The sequence below is a fragment of the Dinoroseobacter sp. S375 genome (genome assembly GCF_049800775.1).
In the GTDB taxonomy this organism is placed as follows: Bacteria; Pseudomonadota; Alphaproteobacteria; order Rhodobacterales; family Rhodobacteraceae; genus Dinoroseobacter.
This window is the reverse complement of sequence record NZ_JBNAFR010000002.1, coordinates 599273-620228: the sequence shown is the minus strand read 5'-3', so window position 1 is coordinate 620228 and position 20956 is coordinate 599273. Positions and strand designations below refer to the sequence as shown.

At 64.2% G+C, this 20956-nt stretch carries 13 protein-coding genes and 3 pseudogenes; 4 read left to right on the top strand and 12 right to left on the bottom strand.

All coding sequences use genetic code 11. The features are described 5' to 3' along the window. The first annotated feature begins 1 nt into the window (after position 1). From ACP150_RS07765 to ACP150_RS07755, 3 genes and pseudogenes are all read left to right on the top strand, one after another. Positions 2 to 481: a hypothetical protein gene (locus ACP150_RS07765; protein WP_424966004.1), complete on the top strand. Its 480-nt coding sequence runs from the start codon at positions 2 to 4 to the stop codon at positions 479 to 481. 2 nt (positions 482 to 483) lie between these two features. Continuing rightward, positions 484 to 1332, top strand: a complete 849-nt coding sequence (locus ACP150_RS07760; protein WP_424966003.1) for a glycosyltransferase — start codon at positions 484 to 486, stop codon at positions 1330 to 1332. A 380-nt stretch (positions 1333 to 1712) separates the two neighbouring features. Continuing rightward, a pseudogene (locus ACP150_RS07755) lies at positions 1713 to 2505 on the top strand (IS5 family transposase); the annotation flags it as partial. Positions 2506 to 3052: 547 nt separating this feature from the next. On the opposite strand, the pseudogene ACP150_RS07750 reads toward ACP150_RS07755, so the two are convergent. The 9 genes and pseudogenes from ACP150_RS07750 to fahA all read right to left on the bottom strand — a co-directional run. Continuing rightward, positions 3053 to 6568: pseudogene (locus ACP150_RS07750) on the bottom strand (UvrD-helicase domain-containing protein); the annotation flags it as partial. Continuing rightward, positions 6529 to 6801 carry a hypothetical protein gene (locus ACP150_RS07745; RefSeq protein ID WP_424966002.1) on the bottom strand — a complete coding sequence of 91 codons (273 nt, stop codon included), beginning with the start codon at positions 6799 to 6801 and terminating at the stop codon, positions 6529 to 6531. The pseudogene ACP150_RS07750 and the gene ACP150_RS07745, both read right to left, overlap by 40 nt. Before the next feature lie 412 nt (positions 6802 to 7213). After that, positions 7214 to 8032, bottom strand: coding sequence for a universal stress protein (locus ACP150_RS07740; RefSeq protein WP_424966001.1), 819 nt, complete (start codon positions 8030 to 8032; stop codon positions 7214 to 7216). Between the two features lie 3 nt (positions 8033 to 8035). Continuing rightward, entirely contained in the window at positions 8036 to 9130 is a 1095-nt protein-coding gene (locus tag ACP150_RS07735; RefSeq protein ID WP_424966000.1) for a 4-oxalomesaconate tautomerase, read from the bottom strand. Beyond that, positions 9127 to 10860: a tripartite tricarboxylate transporter permease gene (locus ACP150_RS07730; protein WP_424965999.1), complete on the bottom strand. Its 1734-nt coding sequence runs from the start codon at positions 10858 to 10860 to the stop codon at positions 9127 to 9129. Before ACP150_RS07730 ends, ACP150_RS07735 begins: the two co-directional genes overlap by 4 nt. A gap of 71 nt (positions 10861 to 10931) precedes the next feature. Further along, positions 10932 to 11965: pseudogene (locus ACP150_RS07725) on the bottom strand (tricarboxylate transporter). A 184-nt stretch (positions 11966 to 12149) separates the two neighbouring features. Then, a complete protein-coding gene (locus ACP150_RS07720; RefSeq protein WP_424965998.1) occupies positions 12150 to 13547 on the bottom strand; it encodes an ATP-binding protein in 1398 nt (465 codons plus the stop codon). Then, positions 13541 to 14200, bottom strand: coding sequence for a response regulator transcription factor (locus ACP150_RS07715; protein WP_424965997.1), 660 nt, complete (start codon positions 14198 to 14200; stop codon positions 13541 to 13543). Before ACP150_RS07715 ends, ACP150_RS07720 begins: the two co-directional genes overlap by 7 nt. A 157-nt stretch (positions 14201 to 14357) precedes the next feature. After that, positions 14358 to 15599, bottom strand: coding sequence for a fumarylacetoacetase (fahA, locus tag ACP150_RS07710; RefSeq protein ID WP_424965996.1), 1242 nt, complete (start codon positions 15597 to 15599; stop codon positions 14358 to 14360). Between the two features lie 199 nt (positions 15600 to 15798). Here fahA and ACP150_RS07705 point away from each other — a divergent pair, with 199 nt between their 5' ends. Next, positions 15799 to 16365: a hemerythrin domain-containing protein gene (locus tag ACP150_RS07705; RefSeq protein WP_424965995.1), complete on the top strand. Its 567-nt coding sequence runs from the start codon at positions 15799 to 15801 to the stop codon at positions 16363 to 16365. A gap of 56 nt (positions 16366 to 16421) precedes the next feature. Here the strand turns inward: ACP150_RS07705 and ACP150_RS07700 are convergent, their stop codons facing one another. The 3 genes from ACP150_RS07700 to ACP150_RS07690 are packed head-to-tail and all read right to left on the bottom strand — an operon-like array spanning position 16422 to position 20336. After that, positions 16422 to 17519, bottom strand: a complete 1098-nt coding sequence (locus tag ACP150_RS07700; protein WP_424965994.1) for a hypothetical protein — start codon at positions 17517 to 17519, stop codon at positions 16422 to 16424. Further along, a complete protein-coding gene (locus tag ACP150_RS07695; RefSeq protein WP_424965993.1) occupies positions 17516 to 19165 on the bottom strand; it encodes a hypothetical protein in 1650 nt (549 codons plus the stop codon). Before ACP150_RS07695 ends, ACP150_RS07700 begins: the two co-directional genes overlap by 4 nt. Next, complete coding sequence (locus ACP150_RS07690; protein ID WP_424965992.1) at positions 19152 to 20336, bottom strand: hypothetical protein; 1185 nt, start codon at positions 20334 to 20336, stop codon at positions 19152 to 19154. The genes ACP150_RS07695 and ACP150_RS07690 overlap by 14 nt, the downstream gene beginning before the upstream one ends. Positions 20337 to 20956: the final 620 nt, after the last annotated feature.

Sequence of the window (20956 nt, the reverse complement as noted above, 5' to 3'; positions counted from 1 at the left end):
TATGCAGGATGTTCCGGTTGAAATTCAGTCCCTGAGGCAGGAGCTCAAGCAGAGAATCCTGTTTCAGAACATGCTGCTGCAAGCTCTCCTCGTCCTGTTTTCAGCCTTTGCCATCGTAGTTGCGGTGATGCCGGAAGCGTCTTCCCTGCTCCATTTCGCGTTTCAGTGCGTTGTGCTGAGTGGGGCCAGCCAATGGTGCCACCACGGTGTGCGCACGGCTCAGATCAAGGCGTATCTTCAGGAAATCAACGCCGATGAGACGCATGGACACTGGGAGAGCTGGCTGCCCGCGCATCGCCCCAAAACCTTCCTTGGGTCGCGTTGGCAGATATCCACCAAAGGCGTGTTTCTCGGTCTCGGACTGGGCATGTTCCTGCTGGACGCTGTGTTCACGGGACCGCCGGAGCTGCTGCCCCTGCTGTGCTCCGCCGCTGTCTGGAGCTTTGCGGCCTATCTTCTGATCTCCAACCCGAAGGAATAGGGATGTCCGCGTCGCCGCCCCCCTTCGGTGTTGTGATGCCGATCCGAAACGAAACCGACGCTCTGCGCAGGACGTTGCCCCCGCTGCTGCGGCAACTGAGCGGACTGCCCGCCAAACTGGTCTGCGTTTGCAACGGGTGCCAGGACGACTCGGCCCAGACCATCCGAGAGCTGGGCGGGGATCGTGTGACCGTGATCGAGCTGCCGCGCCCGGGAAAGACGGGCGCGTTGCAGGCCGGCGATGTCGTCCTTGGCGATCTCTTTCCGCGCTTCTACCTCGACGCGGATGTCGTGCTGCAAGACGGAGCATTCCAAGCGCTTCTGCGCCCGCTATGCGACGGGGAAATGGACCTTGTGGGCGCGCGGCGTGTGCACCGCACCGAAGGGGTCTCCTGGCTCTCCGCCGCGATGGCGCAGACATGGGATGCGTTGCCCCATGCACACCATGCGGGGTTTTTGGGGGCTGTCGGTCTTTCTGAGGCAGGGCGCGGCCAGTGGGGCGCGTGGCCCGAGGTTTCCGGCGACGATATCTTCGCCGCGTCTCACATCCCCGCGGACCGGCGGCTGATCCTCTCGGAGGTGACGGCAAGCACATGTCCTCCGTCTGATTTTGCCGGATGGGTTCGAATGCGCGCCCGTTGGAAACGTGGCGAACGGGAGTTGCTCGCCATGGGGCTGGAGCTCCCGCGCCCGCCCGGCCAGCGCGAGGCGCTCCTGCAGCGTATGACGACCCCCGCCCACGCAGTCGGGGCCTGGGCCTTTGCGGCGGCACGCCTCTGCGCGTCGCTGGTGCCCGATGACAACCAGACCTCCTGGATCCCCGATCGGCAGGGTTGGCGTGAACGGCAATGACGAGACGCCCAAACAAGCCCACATGACTTCCGCTTGATCGACAGGTGAGAGGCACGTTCATCGGCCGGTGTGTTCGTCATGAACCGTCAAAATACCAATTCGGACCCTCCCCCGCCTGTCACCCCAGGGGTCCCAACCACCTTTTGCCCCTCTTCGCCTTGAAGGCGATAAATCCACAGCGCGTGGGCTCTGAACCCTGCGCGGCGCGCCCTCATCTGCTCTCCGGGCACGGGGACAAACCAGAGAGAGCATACAGCAGCCTTGCGACAGGCTTGCGGCACAAGTTTTGTCAAAGACTTCGGCAATCATGCTGCCACACTAGGGTCAGGATCCATTGATTTCTCTGGTGTGTGTCACGGTCGGAAAAACGAGCGGTGAGCATGTCTGATCTGTTCTGGCTCACCGACGCCCAGATGGCGCGTTTTGAGCCCTTCTTTCCCAAAGCACAAGGTAAGCCACGGGTCGATGAACGACGTTTGCTAGGTGGGATTACCTTCATCAATCGCAATGGCTTGCGGTGGCCGGATGCCCCCACCAACTACGGGCCATATAAGACGCTCTACAACCGTTGGACACGATGGAGCGACAAGGGCATCTTCGCGCGAATGATAGCCGGTCTGGCTGCCGAGCACGGTGAGACGAAGACCGTGAAGATCGACGCAGCGTATCTCAAGCCCCACCGAACAGCGACCGGCTTGGGCATGAAAAAGGGGGGCGTTGGCGCCTGCTTGGTCGAACGAAGGGCGGCATGAACCCTTGACCGGCAGGTGATTGGAACAATCACCGAGAGGGGCCAAACTGCACGCCATCTGCGACAGCCAGGGTCGATCGCTCAACCTCTTCGTCACCGCCGGACAAGTCAGCGACTACATCGGCGCACGGGCACTTTTCGGTAGCTTGCTGGATGTCGATTGGTTGCTCGGGAACCGCGGTTATGATGCCGACTGGTTCAGAGAAGCGTTGAAAGACAAGGACATACGCGCCCGCATCCCCGGCCGTAAGCAGTGCAAGAAGCCGGCGAAATACAACACGCGCCGATACAAACGCCGGAACCGGATCGCGATCATATTCGGCCGGCCAAAGGATTGACGACGCGTTGCGACACGATACGACAGATGTCCGAAGGTCTTCCTTTCTGCCATCGCCCTCGCAGCTACCGTCATCTATTGGGTATGTGTCCCGACCCTAGCACGCAAAACCTTCGCGTACTTCTTCTTTGGATGTTTTCGCGTCCTGATGGCGGCCAACGCCTTTCGCTTCGCGTTAGATAAGATGATCCTCCATAAGGGCTTGCCGGATATTTGGATTTTCCTGCCATTGATCGCAATGATTGGGGCGGCATGACCATGCCGCCAGATCACGTGGATTGGGATGAACAGACGGACGAAACCCGGCCGTTTTCGCGCCCTGCGCCCCTGCCCCGGCGCGCCAGAACTGCGACCTTAGCGAAGATCAGATGCGCGGAAACGGCGACGCAACCTCCGCTCCTGCGACCGAGACCGGATACGGGCCACCGGTGTTTGGAAAGCTTCGCGCGATACCCCGCACAGACCTCACTTCGGGTCTCTCGGCCACGCGCGCAGAACCCATGAGCTTTGCCGAACCGTTCCTCTTTGGTTGGATCGCATGGCACGGGCCGGATACGATTTCAGGATCTGATCCGTTTCGGAAGGCACCTTGTCGGTAACCGGCTCCGTACGACGACGTTAAATGCCGACTGTCATGGTGCTTCTTCAAACACCAACTCGGGAACAATCACCTCCCATACATCTCGCTTCAGAAGGTGCAGGAACGCCTCCTCGTTATCGTATCGGTATCGCCGCAGGATGGCGGCGACTTCGCCATGCGCGAAGACGGCCCTCTCCGGGGGCGCGAAGCTCTTCTTTGCCATGCGCCCGAGAATACGCCCCTTGATATCCGCCAGAACCCAGACACCGCTTTCCTGTCGCTCCAACGTGACGGGATCCCCGATCCGGGCCTCGCGAATTGCCGCAAGCGACGGGTTGGTGTTCGCAAGGCGACCGGCAAAGGAAAGGTCGACCATACGCGCCTCGGCAGATTGAAAGAAACGTCTTGGTTTCGGGAATGCATTGATGTCCGGGGCAACGGCCCGGCTCACAATGGCCGGTGACCGCGCCGGCAGGTATTCGTGATTGTCGTTGCTCATCACGATCAGGTTGCGGCGAGCGCGCGTCATGGCGACATAAAACAGGCGCCGCGGGGCATCTTGATCCTCGTTTTTGCCCGGGCGCTCCCAGCCGCCGTCAAGAATGATCACGTCGTCAAATTCGAGACCTTTGGCGCTGTGCGCTGTCACGAGCTTAAGCCCGCGCTGTTCCCCCCATGTCTCGTCCGCCCATTCCGCCAGCCATTCGATGATGTCCTCCGCCGGCAGGGCACGAGTGTTAATCTCCCTTGCAAGAAGTCCGAGGCCTTCTCCAATCCGGTCGGTCCATCGCGAAGACGGGATCTGGTTGAGCCGAGCTGTCAGATCGCCAATGCCGAGAAGCTCACCACGAGAGGCGCGCACCGCCGCGACGAAGTCTTGCATCTCTCGCATCCGCCACAGGCGAGGGAGCCGCTCGCTGGCCAGTTCCACCGGAATGCCCAGAGCCTCTGCATAGTCCCGCACGGGTGCAAGTTTGCGCCAATCGCGTGAGATGATCGCGGTCCGCGCCCAGTTCCAATCCGGAACAAGGGTCGAGAGCCGCCGCAACTCGTCTATGGCCGCCATCGCTTGCGCGTCATTGCCGGGCGGGCATTCCAGGATTTGCACGCGCCCCTGGGCCACGGGGTCGCGCCCGGTCATCTCGCCCCCATGCGGGGCTTGTTGGCGCGCGTCATTGATGACGATGGGATGATCCGCCTTCATGCGGTCAGAGCATTGTCCGATGACGGCATTGGCCGCCGTGATGATGTGTTGCGAAGACCGATAGTTGCTCGTGAGGTAGACCGGTTTCGCGGCGTAATCCTCTTCAAACTGGCGAATGTGGCGGACGGATGCGCCTGAGAAGGAATAGATGTTCTGATCATCATCCCCAACGGCGAAGAGACTGATCCTGAGGTCGGGATCGTCCAAGCTGCGCCCGGCCACTGCGGAGATGAGGGCATATTCCTCGGGACCGACATCCTGATACTCGTCGACCAACAGCCAGCGATATCCCTGCACGAGCGTTTCGCGCAGGGCTTCTGCCGTGCTTCGGTCTGGTCCATCGCCTCGGACGAGCTTGACCGCATCCAGAAGAAGCGTGTCGAAGTCTTGCCGATCGCCGCTGGCGCGACCGGCGAAGCTGGCGCCGACAAGGCGCATGGCGAGGGCATGGATGGTCGATACAGCGACGAAGCGCGCTTCATCGCCAATCAGCTGACGGAGTCGCTCCCGGATTTCCGCAACAGCATGTCGGTTATAGGCCAGAACCAAGATGCCCCTGGGATCCTCTCGCTTGATCTTTACAAGATATGCGATGCGGTGGACGAGAACACGGGTCTTCCCGGACCCCGGCCCCGCCAGAACAAGGACGTTTGTCTGTTCGCGGTTGTCCCTTACAATCTGCTCTTGCGTGGCGTTGTTCAGCGCCGCAACGATCCGGTTCCAGGTTTCGCCCGTCGCCTGCCGACGGAACTCGGTTCCGCGCCCGGGCATCCACCTGCGCATGAAGCGATCGCGGTCCAGATCGAAGTAGTCCAGTGCCAGCCGTTCTGCGTCCGGCATGTTCTCCAAGCCCTTTTCCGCGTAAGTGGCCATGACATGGGTCTGTATGGTCTGTTCCGCGTAGTGCTCTTCAAGCGGCGCGAAATCGTCGACCGTAAAGACACCACCATTCGGATTGAGATGCAGCGTGATTGCAGGGCGGAACACCGACAATCCTTTGCCAAGCGTTGCGACATGCTGCTCGTGAAGCCACAACAGGGCTCGGTCCATCAGCTTGTTGGGGTCATTGACCGAAGCGCGCAGGATCGCGTCGCCGCTGATACCGGCCAGTAGATCCCCCAGAGTGGTCTCGACCGAGACATCCTTTCCACGAACGCCTTTCGGCACCTTGTCGGTCAAATGCGCCAGCAGTCGAGACGCCGCCTGACGCCTCAGCTCCGCAGATTTCTCGACAACATCCCAGGTCCGCTGAAGGCGAACGAAGAGGCTGCCATGCGAAGCGCGACGCACATGGATATTGCCCCGTCCGCCATCCAGATCGCGCCCATCCTGCGCCATTCCATAAAGCAAACTCGACACGATGTCGGGGCGCACTGCTGTGTACCCCTTTTCGCGGAGCGCTTGACAGGTTGCTGCCAGGTTAAAGGGGTAGAGCGCGCCGCTATCCGCGTCCGGGGCCTCCTCCCGCAGGAGTGCGATCAACTCAGCTTCGAGACGCGACGTTGCTTCCAGACGCACGCTCGAGCGGCCCTCGACGCCCACATGCACGAAGACCGTGATATTGGTGTCATCGGTTGCAAGGCCCAGCGCTTCGAGATCGGTGAGCGCCTTGCGCAAAGCCGGGAGTGACAGCCCGCTCGCTCCGCCAAGCTCATCGGTCGAGATGCCTTCTTCCTTTGGCGCATTGATGATGTGGCTGGCGACCCGGAGAAGGTCTGCGCGTCGCGTCTCGGATATCTCTGCGTGGGCCAAAACAGCTTGCGCATCCTCGAGACCCCGAACCGTCAGGGAGGCCGGAAAGACCTGAACCCGGTTTTCCTCCCGCCGAAGAAGCTTTGCCTCTTCAAGCCAGGCAATGGCCGTTTTCATCCGCGTGTCATCAGTCGCGTCATCCCGCTGAAACTCGTGGTCTCGCTCTTCCTTGACGATCTCGCCGGGCGTCGCCACGACCTCTCCGCTGCGGCGTGTGCGGCTATCCAATCGGCGCACAGCCTTCAGAATGGCGCCGATCTCGTGGCACGCAAGCCGGGAACGCGTGCTTAGACTGAATTGACGGTCCACATCCTCGGCGTTGAACAGCAGAACGCAATGGGCAGGTGCTCTGTCACGTCCGGCTCGTCCCGCTTCTTGCAGGTAATTCCCAAGGGATCCGGGCACATCGCCATGAACGACAAGCCGAATATCCGGCTTATCGATCCCCATGCCGAAGGCATTCGTCGCAGCAATAACGCGAAGCTCCCCGATCCGAAACGCTTCTTGAATATCGGTCTTCTCTTCGGCGGTGCGCTTTGCATGGTAATAGTCAGCCGCAAGACCCTGGGCCTTCAGAAACGCGGCCACGTCCTCTGCATTGCTCCTTGTGGCGCCTCAGCCAAGGCAGCAAGCGCTGGCGATGCGGCCACAAGATGGGGCAGATCGTGGCGGAGGATGTTATGCCCAATAACGTGATCGAAATCTCCGCAAAACGCATCAAGGCGTGCGAGTGCTGTGGGGATATCCGCGCGCGCAACCAGTTTGGGACCGTTCGCGTCAAATGCGACCGCCGCGAGCGCAAAGATTTGCGCCGCTTCCGGGTTCACCTCGAGATCGATCGACACGGATCGACGCAAGAGGTTTGACACAGTGATACTCGCAACCGTGTTTATAGCGATGAGTATGATGGGGTCGGACTTAACCTCGCAAGAACAGAGGTTCTTTTGACTTCAACCTGGCGTATGCGGACACGCTGGCCCTTACAGAAGATGCGCGCCGGACCGGTTGCCGTAGCCCGGGTTAACCTGCCTGAAGTAAGATCTCCGGCTGCGGGTCTGTTTGGTCCTGTGCAGCGCCTTGCGGTGGCAACACTCCGAACGGGCCCCGGGATCCGTCCGCAGAGGCGACGCGCCTGCCCTCGGCTGCGAAGGCCGACCGAGAAAAAAGATCATTGTCGGTTGGGGCGGGCATAGGAGACGCGGCGTTGCGGCTATTTGGGGACGGGGCCCGTGCACTCGGGCGCCTCGGCCCCGCCCGCTAGTGCGAGAGCAGGATGGGGATCGGCGCGTCCACCAGGATCCGTGCGGTCACACCGCCAAAGAAATCCTCGCGGAACTTCGAATGCTCGTAGGCACCCATCACCAGGGTCCCGGGCTTATGCTTCCGGCAGTACGCGAGGATCGTCTCGGCGATGCTCTTTTCCACGGCGCGCTCCGCGTGGCTGGCCTCGATCCCGTGGCGCGACAGATGCTGCAGAACCTCATCGATCGGGCGCGCGAGGCTCGGGTTTCCCACCGTGAGCACGTCGATGCGCGTTTGCCCCGTCAGCATGTCCAGCGCATCGGCCATGGCCCGTGCCGCCGCACGGCCACCATCCCAGGCGAGCACTGAGTGGCCCGATTGCCGCTCGGCGCAGCCCTTGGGGATGACCAGCACCGGTCGCCCGCTCATCAGCGCGATGCGGTCATTATGGATCGACACATGGCTGTCCGTCTCGGCGGATTGATCCTGTCCAACGACCAGCACATCGTGAACCTGCGCGCAGTCCGACAGCACCGTATCGACCCTGCCCGGAACCCTGCGAAACTGCAGCCTGTCACCCAGCTCGAGGCCCGGGCGCAGCGCCTCGAACTGCGCCTCGATCCCGTCGAGGAACTCGGCGCTGGCATCGGCGATGATCCGGGTGGCCTCGCGGGGCACCCAGGCCGCATGGCTGTTGAGAGCGTCATGGGTGGCATAGGCCAAAAGCGCCGTCACATGGGCCCCGTGGCCGCGCGCGATTCCGGCGGCATATTGCAGCGCCGAGACGGCGCTTTCGGTGCCGTTGAAGGCGACGAGAATGTTCCTGAGGCTCATGGTTCAACTTCCAAATCCGGGCCAGATCGCGGCGGGGACATAGACATGGCCCTCCGCGAGTTTGCGGGCCGTGCGCACAAGCCCAGCCGCCTGCAGGTCAAAGCCGTCCTCGGCAGAGAATTCCACCAGCACATCAATCGTGCCCGAGGGATGCTCAAGGACAAGCTGCGCCGGACTGGTCTCTGGCGGGGCCATCATGCCATCGGCGATGGTGCCGGGTGTCAGCGCGCAAGAGGCCAGACATTGCGCGCCCGTAACGGCCATGGTCGGGTGGGTCTTCCATGGCATGAAATAGCGCGCGGCGATGGATCCGGACCCGGAGGGCGGCGCCAGCAGGCCGAATTTCGGCGTCACCGAGCTGGAAACATCGCCCATTCCCATGCGGGCCCCGGCCGCGATCCGGATCGCCTCCATCCGGGCGAAAAACGCAGCGTTGTCGTCAAGTTCCTGACAGCTCTCATAGCCGCTGAGCCCGAAATCCTCCGCCCGGGCGAGAACCATGGGCACGGCCACATCCATGCAGGTCACCTCGATCCCGTCGATCCGGTCACGCAGCTGCCCTGTGGGCAGGAAGGCCCCCGTGGCGGCCCCCACGACCCCCATGAAGGTCAGCTCGATCGGCGCGGCCTGCCCCGGTACCCCGGCAATCTTGGTCTCGCCCGCATAGATCAACCGCCCCTCGGGCGTCTGGATCCGCGCCTCGATCCGGGCACCGGTATTGACCGCGTTGATCCGGATCCGCGTGACATCCATGTCCGGCTCCAGGAGCCCCATCTCGATAGCCGCAGGCCCGACCCCCGACAGGATGTTCCCGCAGGTCGGCTTGAAATCCACCAGCTGATCCTCGACCGAGACCTGCGCGAAGAAGTAGTCGATATCCGCCCAGTTATCCTTGGATTTCGACAACATCGCCACCTTGGTGGTCACGGCGGTCCCCCCGCCGATCCCATCGATGTTGAGCGCATGTCCCGACCCCACGGCACTGACCAGCACCTGCGCGAGGGTCTCACGATCCTCGGGCAGATCCTCGCGCCGGAAATAGGGCCCGCGCGAGGTACCGCCGCGCATGAAGACGAAAGGGATCCCCGTCTGTGTCATGTCAGCGGCCAGAGCAGATCGACAAGGCTCTGCAACAGTCCCGGCGGGAAGTCGCGGTTCAGCGCGCCGGCCATGACCAGCATGAACCCGATCCCGCACGCCGCCAGCAGAACCGCCTTGGTCCAGGACACCTGCGCCCGCACCCGGAAGAAGGAGACCGGGAACAGCGCCAGCGCGATGATGAACCCAAAGAGCGCCGAGAGCGCGAGCAGCCCCGCGAACCATGCAAGCGTCGACCAGAGGCCATGGGGCGCATCCGCATCCTCGCCCTGCGCTTCCTTGTCCGCAAAGATCACATCGGCCTCGGGCTTCATCATCATCTGGAACACCAGGATCAGGCAGCAGACCAGCGCAACCGACCCGGCAAAGAGCGGAAAGACCTTGTCAGTAAAGGCGTAGTTCGGAATGAACGACGCGTTGATTACGGCCACGGCCAGATAGGCGGTCACGACCAGCAGGAAAGTGACCGGCGCCCGCTTGGAGCCCGATTTAACATCACCCTCCGCCTGCAGCATCTTGGCCTGACGCAGCCCGAAGAACACCGAGAGCGCGGTAACGATCAGCAGCACGATGACGATCGGGCTGAAGATGTAGTCGATGCCCTCCTCAAAGCTCTTGCGGAAGCGGCTGGCGGCGATCTGGTAGGCCTGGTTGGTGAAGGTCTCGGCCGGGTTGGACAGCACGAAGCCGATCAGGAAGGCCGGGCGCGACCAGTCGAACCGGCGCAGGAAGATCCCGATCAGCCCGATCACGAAGAGGAGCGTCGGCACGAGGCCCCCGCCCTCCTTGGCGTTGTTGGAGCTTTCCGGACCGACAATCCCCCGGATCTCTCCCTTGCCGAACTGGCTCTTGTCCTTGGTGGTCTGCACCGCGTGGCCATAGGAGATCCAGTCGACCACGGATCCGCCGAGGCCGGGGATCACACCGACCATCACCCCGATGATCGAACACCGCATGCTGAGCCAGATATTCCTGAACCAGTCGCGCACGCCCTCCATCCAGCCGCTGCCCAAGGTGGCGCTTTTCGAGATCGAGCTGTCCTGCCGCAGGAGCGAGACGATCTCGGGCACCGCGAAGATGCCGAGACCGACGATGACCAGCTTCAGCCCGTCCGTCAGATAGGGCAGATCGTAAGTGGCCATGCGCAGGCTGCCGCCCGCATCTGCCTCGCCGATGGTCCCCACCATCAGGCCCAACCCGGCCGCCGCAAGCCCTTTCCAGACCACCCGTCCGGCGAGGATCGCCACCATGGACAGGCCCAGAATGGTCACCATCAGCATCTCGGGCAGGCCAAAAGCCAGCACCAGTGGCCGCGCAATCAGGATGAAAACCGTCAGGAAGGTCGCGCCCACAAGTCCGCCAAAGAGTGACGAGGCGAAGGCCGCCGAGAGCGCCCGCGCCGCCTCGCCCTTCTTGGCCATGGGAAAGCCGTCCAGCACCGTCGCCTGCGACGCCGATGAACCCGGGATCCCCATCAGGACCGAGGCGAATGTGTCCGAGGTGGGCACGACGGCCACCATCCCGATCATCAGAGCGAGGCCCAGAACCGGGTCCATCCCGAACATGAACGGCAGCAGCAGGGACAGCCCGGCAATCCCGCCAAGCCCCGGAAAGACCCCGATGGACAGCCCCATCACTACCCCCAGAACGAGGTAGCCGAGCACAATCGGTTGCGAGATCAGTCCGATGGCCTCGCTCAATGCCGGCAACGCGATACTCAACGTCTCCATCCTGCCCCTCCCCTAGAGCTCAAGGATCGAACCCGGCGCGCATGGCGCCGGGCATAAGGATTTTCAAAGGGTTACTTGAGGCGGACGCCGTATTCCTCTTGCAACCAGTTGGTCACAAACGTCTTCGCGCTCTCCGGGACACCCGTGGCCGTGGCCAGTGCATCCTGGGCCCCGCCCCCGACAAAGACCGGGTACTTGCCCACGCGCTTGGTCGAGATCTCGGCGAAATCGGCGCGCTCGGTGACCGCCTCGAAGGCAGCGGTGTAGGTGTCGATCACCTCCTTAGGCGTGCCGGCTGGCAGGAAGGCGAGCTTTTGCACCGGGAACCCGGCAATGAAGAAGGCTTTCCACGCATCCCAGGAATCCCCCGAAGTCTCGCAGCCCTCCGTCGCTTCGCAGACCTCCTTGAAGGTCGGGAGATCCGGGAAGGTCGGGTCACGGACAATATTGCCCTCGGCATCCGGTGCGCCCCAGGACATCATCGGCACAGCGCTGCCATCCTCGACCAGCGGCGCCGATCCCGAGAGATAGCCCGACGAGGTCTGGTAATCGATATTGGCCTCGCCGCGCTCGAACATCAGGCGCCCGTCGCCGCGCCCCTTGATGCCAAAGACCGGCTCCACGGTCATACCCAGCATCTGCCAGGCCAGCAGCGGCACCAGATCAAGGCGTGTCGCGCCCTGGCTGCCATAGACGAAATCGATCTCCTTGAGCTTGTTGGCCGAGCCATCGAACATCGCACCGGCCTCGGCATTCAGATAGGCCACGCAGCCCGTGCCCGAGGCCATCACCGCATGCCAGTCGCCATATTCATAGCGCACCCGCGGATCGCCCAGCAGATAGGGAAACTGGGTCGAGCCGGATGTCCCGAACAGCAGCGTGCCATCCTCGTGCTCTTCGCGCTGGAACCAGTTCGCCCCTTGGTCGACCCCGCACCCGGCATGAATTTCACCACCACGGTCGGCGCGCCCGGCAGGGCCTCGGACAAAAGCGGGGCAAAGAAATTCGCCCATTTGGCGGAGCCGCCCGTTTCGGAAAAGGGGATCACCCATTCCACTGTCTTGCCGGAAAAATCGACCTCTGCCAGCGCGCTGGCAGCGGTCATTCCGGTCACACAAGAGGCGGCCGCAACAAGGCGCACCGCTTTCGCGATTGAATTCATGTTATCCTCCCAGGTCACGGCTTTTGCCGCTTGTTCGTAAATCTGTCGCAGTGCTCGGAGCCCGCGCATGGCGAGCTTACACCAAGTTCCTTTCATCAACTTTTCATGGAACGAACTTGTTGCCGGTTCAGCTTCCGGGCGAATTGCGCAGGGGCAGAGTGATGGCGAACCCGGCCCCGGTGTCGCTCAGCTCCCCGGTGGCGCGGATCTCGCCGCCATGGGCGCGCAGGATCTCGCGCGCGATGGCGAGCCCGAGCCCGCTGCCCCGGCCGAAATCGAGCTGGGTGAACCGCTCGAAGATGATCTCGCGATCGGCCTCCGGGATCCCGCGGCCATCATCGCGCACGGTGATCCGCGCCTCGCCCTCGGCACTGCCAAGGATCAGGGCAATCCCGCGCAGCCCGGGGCCCGCATGGGCCAGTGCATTGTCCAGAAGGTTCTCGATGGCCTCGCCGAAAAGCTCCGGATCCCCCACGAGCGGGGCGGGCTGGTCATCCTGGTCGAACCCGAACTCCACATTGCGGTCCAATGCCCGGTCGCTGAACCGCTGCGCCACATAGAGCAGGCTGTCCGCCGCATCGAAGGGCTCGCGCTTGAAGCTTTCGGGGGAATGACGCAACCGCTCGAGCATCAAAAGCTGCTCGGCCAGTTGCGAGGTATGGCGCGCCTCCGTCAGGGTCTTGGCGACGCGGCGGGTCATCTTGTCGGTGGTCTTCGCATTGAGCGCGGATTCCGCCAAGGCCTGCACCGCAGCGATGGGATTGCGCAGCTGATGGGCGGCGTTGCTGATGAACCGGTCCCGCGCATCGATGGAGTTCTGCACCTCCTGAAACAGATCATTGAGCGTACCCACGAGGGGCTGCACCTCCTCCGGGACGGCCTGGGCATTCGGGCGCAACTCCTGCGGATTGCGTCGGCCCACTGCGCTGCGCAACTGGTTGAGCGGGGCGAGCCCGGAACTGACCCCGAACCAGACAAAGGCGATCACCGCCCCCACCAGCAGCACGATGATCACCGCCGAGGACACCGCCTGTCGGATCGCGAATTGCTGACGGACGGCCTGCTCCTGCCAGACGGTGATGGTGGCGATCCCCTCCAGCCCGGCGGAATTGACCAGCTGCCCGAGGGCCACCGCGCGCACGGGCCGCCCGAGATGGGTCGAGTCGAACAGCTCCGGCGCCGTCGCCCCCGAGAGAGGGGTGACCGCGCTGCGGGGCGGATAGCCGAACCCCGCCACATAGGCGCCGTCGGGGCCGTGGACATGGTAGAAGATCTTGCCACCGCTGGCATCGGTCAGCAAAAGCAGCGTCTCCTGCGACAGAAGCTCCACCCCGGAGGAGGCCAGATCCCGCGCCACAGCCAGAGACACGGCCGTCAGGTTGCGGTCGAAGATCTCCTTGGCGGTCTCGAACACATACCAGGTCCGCCACCCGCCCAGCGCCAGCGCAACCGCAAAGAGCGGCAGCACGATCCGGATCAGCAGGCGCAGCTTGAGCGAGCGCACGGAGTTGCGCGGCGTCAGCACTCCAGACGGTATCCGATGCCACGCGCGGCCTTGATCGAGACCCCATGGGGTCCGATCCGACTGCGCAGGCGCGAGACATAGACCTCGATCGCCGAGGCGCTGACATCCGCGCCCGAGCCATAGACGAAGCTCAACAGCGCCTCCTTGGACACGAGGCGGCCCTTGCTGTTGGCGAGGCATTCGAACACGGCAAGCTCCTTGCGCGGCAGATCCAGAGGCGTGCCCGCCACGCTGAGCGAGCGGCTCTCGCGCTCGAAATCGATGGCGCCAAAGCGCTCGGTCTCGGTGAACTTCACGCTCCGGCGCAACGTCGCCGCCACCCGCGCGACCAGCTCGGCGATCTCGACCGGCTTGCCGATATAGTCGTCGGCCCCAGCATTCAGCCCGGCAATCGCGTCCTTCGTATCGCTCTGGGCCGTCAGGATGATCACCGGCGTGGAATCCCCCCGCGCCCGCATGCGGGTCAGAACCTCGAGCCCGGCAATGCCCGGCAGACCGAGATCAAGGATCACCAGATTGACATCCTCGCGGCTCAGGAACTGGTCCGCATCGTGCCCGTTATGGATCACGTCCACCCCGTGCCCGCCATCGGTGAGAACATCGGCAATCGCCTGCGCCAGCCCTTCATTGTCTTCGACGACCGAGATCAGCATGCCGTAGCCTCCCCCAGAGCACCCCTCTCTCATAGGATAGAGGCTTTCGCTTTCATAATCCTTTCAGGTCGCGCGCCCCCGCAGCGCCCCACGCGGACGGGCCAGATAAAGCGCAGGCGCTTTGGCCATCGCGCGCGGATGCAAGGGGATGTGGTCGTCAGAGCGCGCGCGCGGGCAGGACGCGTCCGCGACAGGGGCCGAACCCGATCTGATAGCCCGCGCCCCGGGCCGCCCCGCGCAGGGTCAGCGTATCACCATCCTCGAGAAAGCGCCGGCATTGGCCATCGGCCAAGGTGATCGGCTCCGCCCCGCCCCAGCTCATCTCAAGCAGCGATCCCCGCGCCTCCGGTCCCGCCCCGGAGATCGTGCCCGATCCCAAAAGGTCCCCGACCCGCATGGGACAGCCCGAGCTCGCATGATGGGCCAATTGCTGTGCGGCGGAATAGTAAAGCTCGCGCGCATTGGTCCGTGCGAGGATCGTTTCGACGCCGTCCTCGGGTGTCAGACCGACCTCCAGCGCGATGTCGTAGAGCATCGGCCCCGGCTCTTCGAGATAGGGCAAGAGCGGCACCTCGCGCGGCGGGGCGGCCACGCGAAACGGCGCGAGCGCGGCGGCGGTGACGATCCAGGGGCTGATCGTGGTCGCGGTTGCCTTGCCCTGAAACGGGCCGAGCGGCTGGTATTCCCAAGCCTGGATATCCCGCGCCGACCAATCATTCAGCAGGACATAGCCAAAGATCGCCGCAAACCCCTCGGCCACGCTGAGAGGCCCCGATGAGGGCTGACCGACAATCGCGCCCAGCTCCAGCTCCAGATCGAACCGGGCCGAGGGCGCAAAGCGTGGCAGCGCATCGTCCGGCCCCTTGATCTGACCATGGGGCCGGATCACATCCGTGCCCGAGACCACCACGGAGGAGGCCCGACCGTTATAGCCGATGGGGATATGCAGCCAGTTCGGCGGCAGGGCGTTGTTGGCGCCGCGAAACATGGTGCCGACATTGGTGGCATGGTGCCGGCTGGCGTAGAAATCCGTGTATTCGCGCACCTCGAAGGGCAGATGCAGCTTGGCGGCGTCCATGGGGACCAGATGGGGGGCAAGCGCTGCGCGCTGGTCCGATCCCTCGGCCAGGGCTGCGGTCAGCGCGGCGCGCAACCGCGCCCAGTCGGCCTGTCCCCGCGCCATGAACCGGTTCCAGCTTGCCTCCGCGAACACGCCGCCAAAGGCCAGCGCCCCCGCAGCCTCCAATCCGGCGAGATCCAGGATCCGGTCGCCGATGGCCACCCCGCAGCGCGGCGGCGTGTTTCCGGTCGAGAAGACCCCGTAGGGCAGATTGTTCAACGGAAAGGGCGTCGCCGCGCTATTCGCGCTCTCGACCCAGCTCCGGCGTAGCTCGCTCATGACATGGCCCCCTCTCCTGTCTCGCGGGGTCTGGCCCCGGGCCGAGCATCCCCCCTGCGCCGGGCTGTTGCAATGGGCGCGTGGATCTCTCGCGCGGATGCGGCTGCCGCTACGTCACCAGACGCATAGCAGCCTTGCCACGCCCCCTCTAACCGGGCCCGGCACACGTCCCCACGTCTGTGGGAAAAGGAGTAGACCGATGCTCGACACTTATGACATGCGCAAAACCGATATGCCCGACGAGATGCGGGTCCTGCTCGACCAGTACCCGCGCGACAGCTGGGCGGCCCATCCCGGCTTTGCCGAGAAAACCCGCCACTGGCTGGGGGCGCATCAGATGTTCCGCCAACTGGCCGAACGGGTCCGGCTGGATGCCGAGGCCTGTCTCGACCGCGACCTGTCCCCCGAGACCCATGCCGAGCGGCTGATGCAGTATGGCGGTGCGCTCGTGGGCAATCTGCATGGTCATCACGGCTGGGAGGATCGTAGCTACTTCCCCGAGCTCTCGGCGGCTGATCCCCGGTTTGATGCCGGGCTCGCAGTGCTGGAACAGGATCATGTGGATCTCGACAAGGTGCTGGCGGAGTTTACCCGACATGCCAACCGGGTCCTGCAGCTGAGCCATCTCGACCCGCCCCAAGCCCGCGAGGAAGTCGCGCAGGTGCACAGCACCAGCGCCGTGATCGAAGCCTTTCTGCAGCGCCATCTCGGCGATGAGGAGGATCTGGCCGTGCCGATCATCCTGCACCACCGCCTGCGCGGCTAAGCCCGCAGTCACAGCACAGGGCCCGCCCGGACACCCTCCGGGCGGGCCATTGCGGTTCAGGCCGTCTCGGCCTTCTCGATTGTCATATCGGGGTCGATCCGACGCGCTACGGCCAGCAGAGCCCGCAATGCAAAGGCCGTGGTGACCGTATCACTTTGCCATGTGATCCGACGCCGGACCCGACCCAGGGCGCGCCCGACCTCCATCTGGATCCACTGGGTGCCGGGCCAACTGCCATCGGGGTTCTGATAGCTCAGCAACAGCTCGACCGCGCGGGCCACGGCCTCTGGCGGCAGACTGTCCGCCAACAGGGCCAGCGCAATGGCGGTATCCAGCGGGACCGCCTCCCACATCCCCCAACCACCCGCTGGATGCACGGCCTTTGCGAGGGCTGCGCGGCCTGCCTCTGCGGCGCGTATATGGCCCGTGGCCACCATCAGCTCTGCACAAAGCGCGGTGCCATAGACCGGTCCGGCATACCACGTGGCCGGCCAAAGCCCGCCGGGCGCTTGCGCCGCGGCGATGGCTGCAGCCCCGCGGGCAATCTCGGGCGCAAACCGCACCGCGTCCATCGCATGCAGGCCGAGAAAGAACCGCGCGCAAACCTCCGGATCCACCGTATCGCCCCAATGCCAGCGCACCCCGCGCCTCATCCGCTTGCGCGCCTTGGGTGGCGCGTCAGGGGCGATGATCCAGGTGCGCGGCAGCCCGCTCGGCTCGGCCCCCGCAAGCGCTATTCTGATCGGATCCTCGATCAAAGGCAGGTGCTCCGGCGCGGCCCGGGCAAAGAGGCGGATCGCCGCCCCAAGGCTGTCGAGGTCCGGTGGCAGTTCTGGCAGGTCCGGGAAATAGCTCCAGCCGCCGGGCCGGTCGGTCAGCCGCGCCCGGGCCACCCGGTCTGCCTGCCTCCGGGCCACCGCGCGCCAGCGCGCCGCCGCGGCCCCTTCGCAAAGATCCGCCGCATCAACCAGCAGATCGGCGATCACCGCCGGGGCAAAGACTTCGGCCACATGCTCCACAGACCCGCCGACGATCCCGGCCCAGCGCGGGAACCTCATGCGGTGATGCGCTTCGGGAAACCCCGCCGCCCCTTCGGCCTCGAGAAACGCCCCAGCCCGGTCGATCGCCGGGCCGAGGGCCGCGCGCAGGCTCACCCGGTCACGGTCAGCGCGTTGACGAGCGTGTGGGACGTGGTGCCGTTGACCACGGTCACATCCCGCTGCCCGGTCGGCGCGGCATTACCCACATCGAAATTCGCCTGGATCTGGGTATCGTTCAGGATCACCACCGAGTTGGTCGATACCCCGATGCCCGAGACATTGACCTGCAGGATGGCCGCGCTTGGGTCAAAGCAGCTGCCGTCGATGTTCAGCACCCCGCTCTCCCCCCGAGCCACCGAATTCGGTGTGACAGCGGTGACCTCGAAACGACGCACCTCGATGGCATTGCCAAAGACCTCGTCCGAGGCGAGAGGCCGCGACAGGATCAGATCGCCCGGCCCGAGATCCGAGGTACCGAGAATATCCACCGAAAGCTTGAGCTCCGTATCCGTGCTCGTCGGCTGGATCGAGATGCTGACCCCGCCGAGCGTGGTGCTTACCGCTGTCACCTGGGCAAGGTTCTGGCCAAACAGGCTGACCGAGACATTGTTCGCCGGGCTTGCAAATCCCCGGCAGAGTACGGTGGGCTCGACCGTGTTGACCACAGGCTTCAGTGCCAGCCCATCGAGACAACCCGGATCGACCAGCGTCTCGAAGGTCAGCGAGCCCGCCGCCCCTGCCGCGCCGATCCCGCCTTCATTGGCGTTCGAGCCAGCGCCCAGGCCCGAGGGCGGGAAGCCGGGATTGCCCGTCTCGCCATTTGAGGCCGCGTCGCATTGGTTGGTCTTGAACCCCGCCTGACCGCCGCCGCCCGGCAGGCCGCCAAAGCCCCCCAGCCCCCCGCTGCCCTCGTTGCCGCCATCATTCACATAGGTGAACTTGCCGCCGACGAAGATGCCCGAGGCGATCACATCCGCGCCGGAGGCGATGGTGATGTTGCCCGCATTTCCGCCATCGCCGCCCTGACCGCCCTTGCCGCCATCGCCGCCGCTGCCACCGTCGCCGCCATGGCCGGGCTGCCGGTCGCAGCCCTCGCCGGGCCAGCTATTGTCGGACTGGCCCTGTCGGCCATTCATGCCCTTGCCGCCCTTGCCGCCATTCTGGCCACGCTGGCCACGGCCGCCGACCTGTCCGTCAAAGTCGATGATCAGGTGACCGTCCAGCCCCTCGAACACGACCTCCAGCGCGATCAGCGCGAAATTCGGCGCGAACCGGCCATTGTCCCCCTTGTTCCCGGGATTGCCATCGGTGCCCGCGCCGCCGGTGACGCCGCTATTGCCCTGACCCTGATCCTGCCAATTGCCGAAATCCTGGCCGTCCGGCGCCTTGAGAGGGTTGGGAATGGGCTGGTCATTCACGATCAGGCGCTGCCGCCATGTGATGACGTTCTTGTTGGTGTACTGGTTGCCTGGATCCTCGGGGCCGCAAGGGTTGAGGGTGATCGGCGCGCCGCCCCCCACCACGACCAGCCGACGGCACACGACCGTGTAATCCCGGCAGTAATCCCCTTCGTTATCGTCGCGCTTCTGGGGTTCGAAGATCAACCGCCCGTTGTTCAGAAAGCGGATCTCGTCGCGGATGAAGCAGCATTCATGGACCGGGAAGTCCCCGGTTATGACCTCTGACTGCCGTGGATCCGAACCGATCAGGGTCTCGATCTCCTGGCGACAGCGGTCGCAGACCAAATCAAGAATGGGCATTATGTGTCTCCTCCTTGTAAGTCTTGGGCGTATTGTGGGGGGATGGGGGTGCCCCGAAGGGCGCCCATGGGGGCAGCTCCGGCAGGCGCAGGCCGCGCGCGGCGAGCACGCCAAGGGTGCGGGCGCGAAACCCCTGCAGATGATCCAGCGCGGCATCGAGCTCGGGCCGCCCGACATCCGGCCCGGCAAGGAGCAGGGCCATGTCCTCGGCCAGATCCGGGCAGAGCCGCGCGAATTCCGGGCCGACCCGTTCGGAGGGCCGCAGGAAGTTCTCGTCCCCGCCCGCCGCGGCCCGCGCCGCCACCAGCGGCAAACGGGTCAGCGCATAGGCGTGAAACCGCAGGTAAAACATCGCCCCCATCAGGTCGCCCCCGGCGGCGAGTTCGCGCGCGATGGCGATGCGCCAGTCGAGCTCGTCGGGGGCCGCGAAATAGCGGTACTCCCATCGGGTCATCTGTCGCATCGCCTCGGGCCAGTCGGGTTCGGGGAAACGGGCATGGAGCTGACCGTGGAAGCGCCGCAGGCGCGCGATCATCCCTTCGAGATCGCCCTCAAGCCGCAACGCCCGGGCCATGCCCGCGCGCTCGTCGCGCCCCAGCACATCATCGACCCGCCGGAGTGTCTCGGTGGGCCGCGTATAGACATTCGGACAGAGCATGCCGAGCCCATCCGCCAGCGCCGCGAGGCAGGCCGAGTGGGCCATGTGCAACCAGAACAAGGCCACTGCCGGGCTGTCCCAGCTCACCCCGATCTCGCGCACCGTGGCGAAGCCCATCTCCAGCAGCCCCGCGACCCGCCGGGCGCGCAGCTCCGGGGTCTCGAACAACCTACCGAGCTCTGCAAGGGCCGGGGCGCAGGTTCCGTCCCGGTCATGCACGAGCCGTGAGCTCAGGATCCGGTGCGGGATCAGGCCCCGCACCGCCAGCGCCGGAAGGTCCTGCAGATCGCGTTGCGGCACCCACATCACATCGATGCGGCGTTCCCCCGGCAGCGTCAGCCGCTCGGGCAGAAAGTCTTCCGCAGCACCGATTGCCAGAAAATCGAGATCCGAGTTCTCGGGGACATCCCGGTCAATGGGCGGGTCCCGCAGAAGGAGTGCATCAGCACGATGGGAGAGACGGTCTTTTGCGGCCGCGACACAGGCACCTATTTGCCCAAACTCCGTGGACATTCCAATAAACATTCAAACCTCAAATCGCCGATCAAATAAGGCACCGCGACAAACACACAGCGTTCGGCAAATAGAAACAATAATTAGATTTATACCATGTTGGCCCTAATCCGACAAGGATCGGCCCGGCCCCATCGGCGCATCTTCGCCAATCTGCACCCAGTGCCGGGCTCTGCCCTTTGGGACATGCGCGCCGGGCCTGCCCCCCTTCTCGGGCCATCCGCGGCTGCCCGCAACGCCCGTCTGCACTGGGTGGTCTAAGCGTTTGAGACAATCTCATCAGGCTCGAATGTCTGCGGCATTGTCCCGAAACACACAACAATACGGCGCCCTGCGCGCGGCCGCGCCCCGAGCTCGCGAAGCCTTCCGAGCGCTGTCGTTCGCCCGGCTTGCCGCACATGCGCATGAATGTGGCACCTGCGGCATTTTCTCAATCCTGCCATGGGGTTTTCCCGAGCCTGTCCGGAACAAAACCATTTAACTACAGGGCTATATCCCGCAGCTTCCCGAATTAAACGAAGTGGGAAAAAGCCTTAATGACCCCTAAAGACCCGAATAAACATCTGCCCGGCTATAGCCAGCCTCCGGGGCCTGTGAATATACTGAAAGGGCAATGGAGA

Coding starts and splice junctions, on each gene's coding strand:
- ACP150_RS07765 (WP_424966004.1), top strand. CDS start 2: ATGCAGGATGTTCCGGTTGAAATTCAGTCCCTGAGGCAGGAGCTCAAG.
- ACP150_RS07760 (WP_424966003.1), top strand. CDS start 484: ATGTCCGCGTCGCCGCCCCCCTTCGGTGTTGTGATGCCGATCCGAAAC.
- ACP150_RS07740 (WP_424966001.1), bottom strand. CDS start 8,032: ATGAGCCTCAGGAACATTCTCGTCGCCTTCAACGGCACCGAAAGCGCC.
- ACP150_RS07735 (WP_424966000.1), bottom strand. CDS start 9,130: ATGACACAGACGGGGATCCCTTTCGTCTTCATGCGCGGCGGTACCTCG.
- ACP150_RS07730 (WP_424965999.1), bottom strand. CDS start 10,860: ATGGAGACGTTGAGTATCGCGTTGCCGGCATTGAGCGAGGCCATCGGA.
- ACP150_RS07715 (WP_424965997.1), bottom strand. CDS start 14,200: ATGCTGATCTCGGTCGTCGAAGACAATGAAGGGCTGGCGCAGGCGATT.
- fahA (WP_424965996.1), bottom strand. CDS start 15,599: ATGAGCGAGCTACGCCGGAGCTGGGTCGAGAGCGCGAATAGCGCGGCG.
- ACP150_RS07705 (WP_424965995.1), top strand. CDS start 15,799: ATGCTCGACACTTATGACATGCGCAAAACCGATATGCCCGACGAGATG.
- ACP150_RS07695 (WP_424965993.1), bottom strand. CDS start 19,165: ATGCCCATTCTTGATTTGGTCTGCGACCGCTGTCGCCAGGAGATCGAG.
- ACP150_RS07690 (WP_424965992.1), bottom strand. CDS start 20,336: ATGTCCACGGAGTTTGGGCAAATAGGTGCCTGTGTCGCGGCCGCAAAA.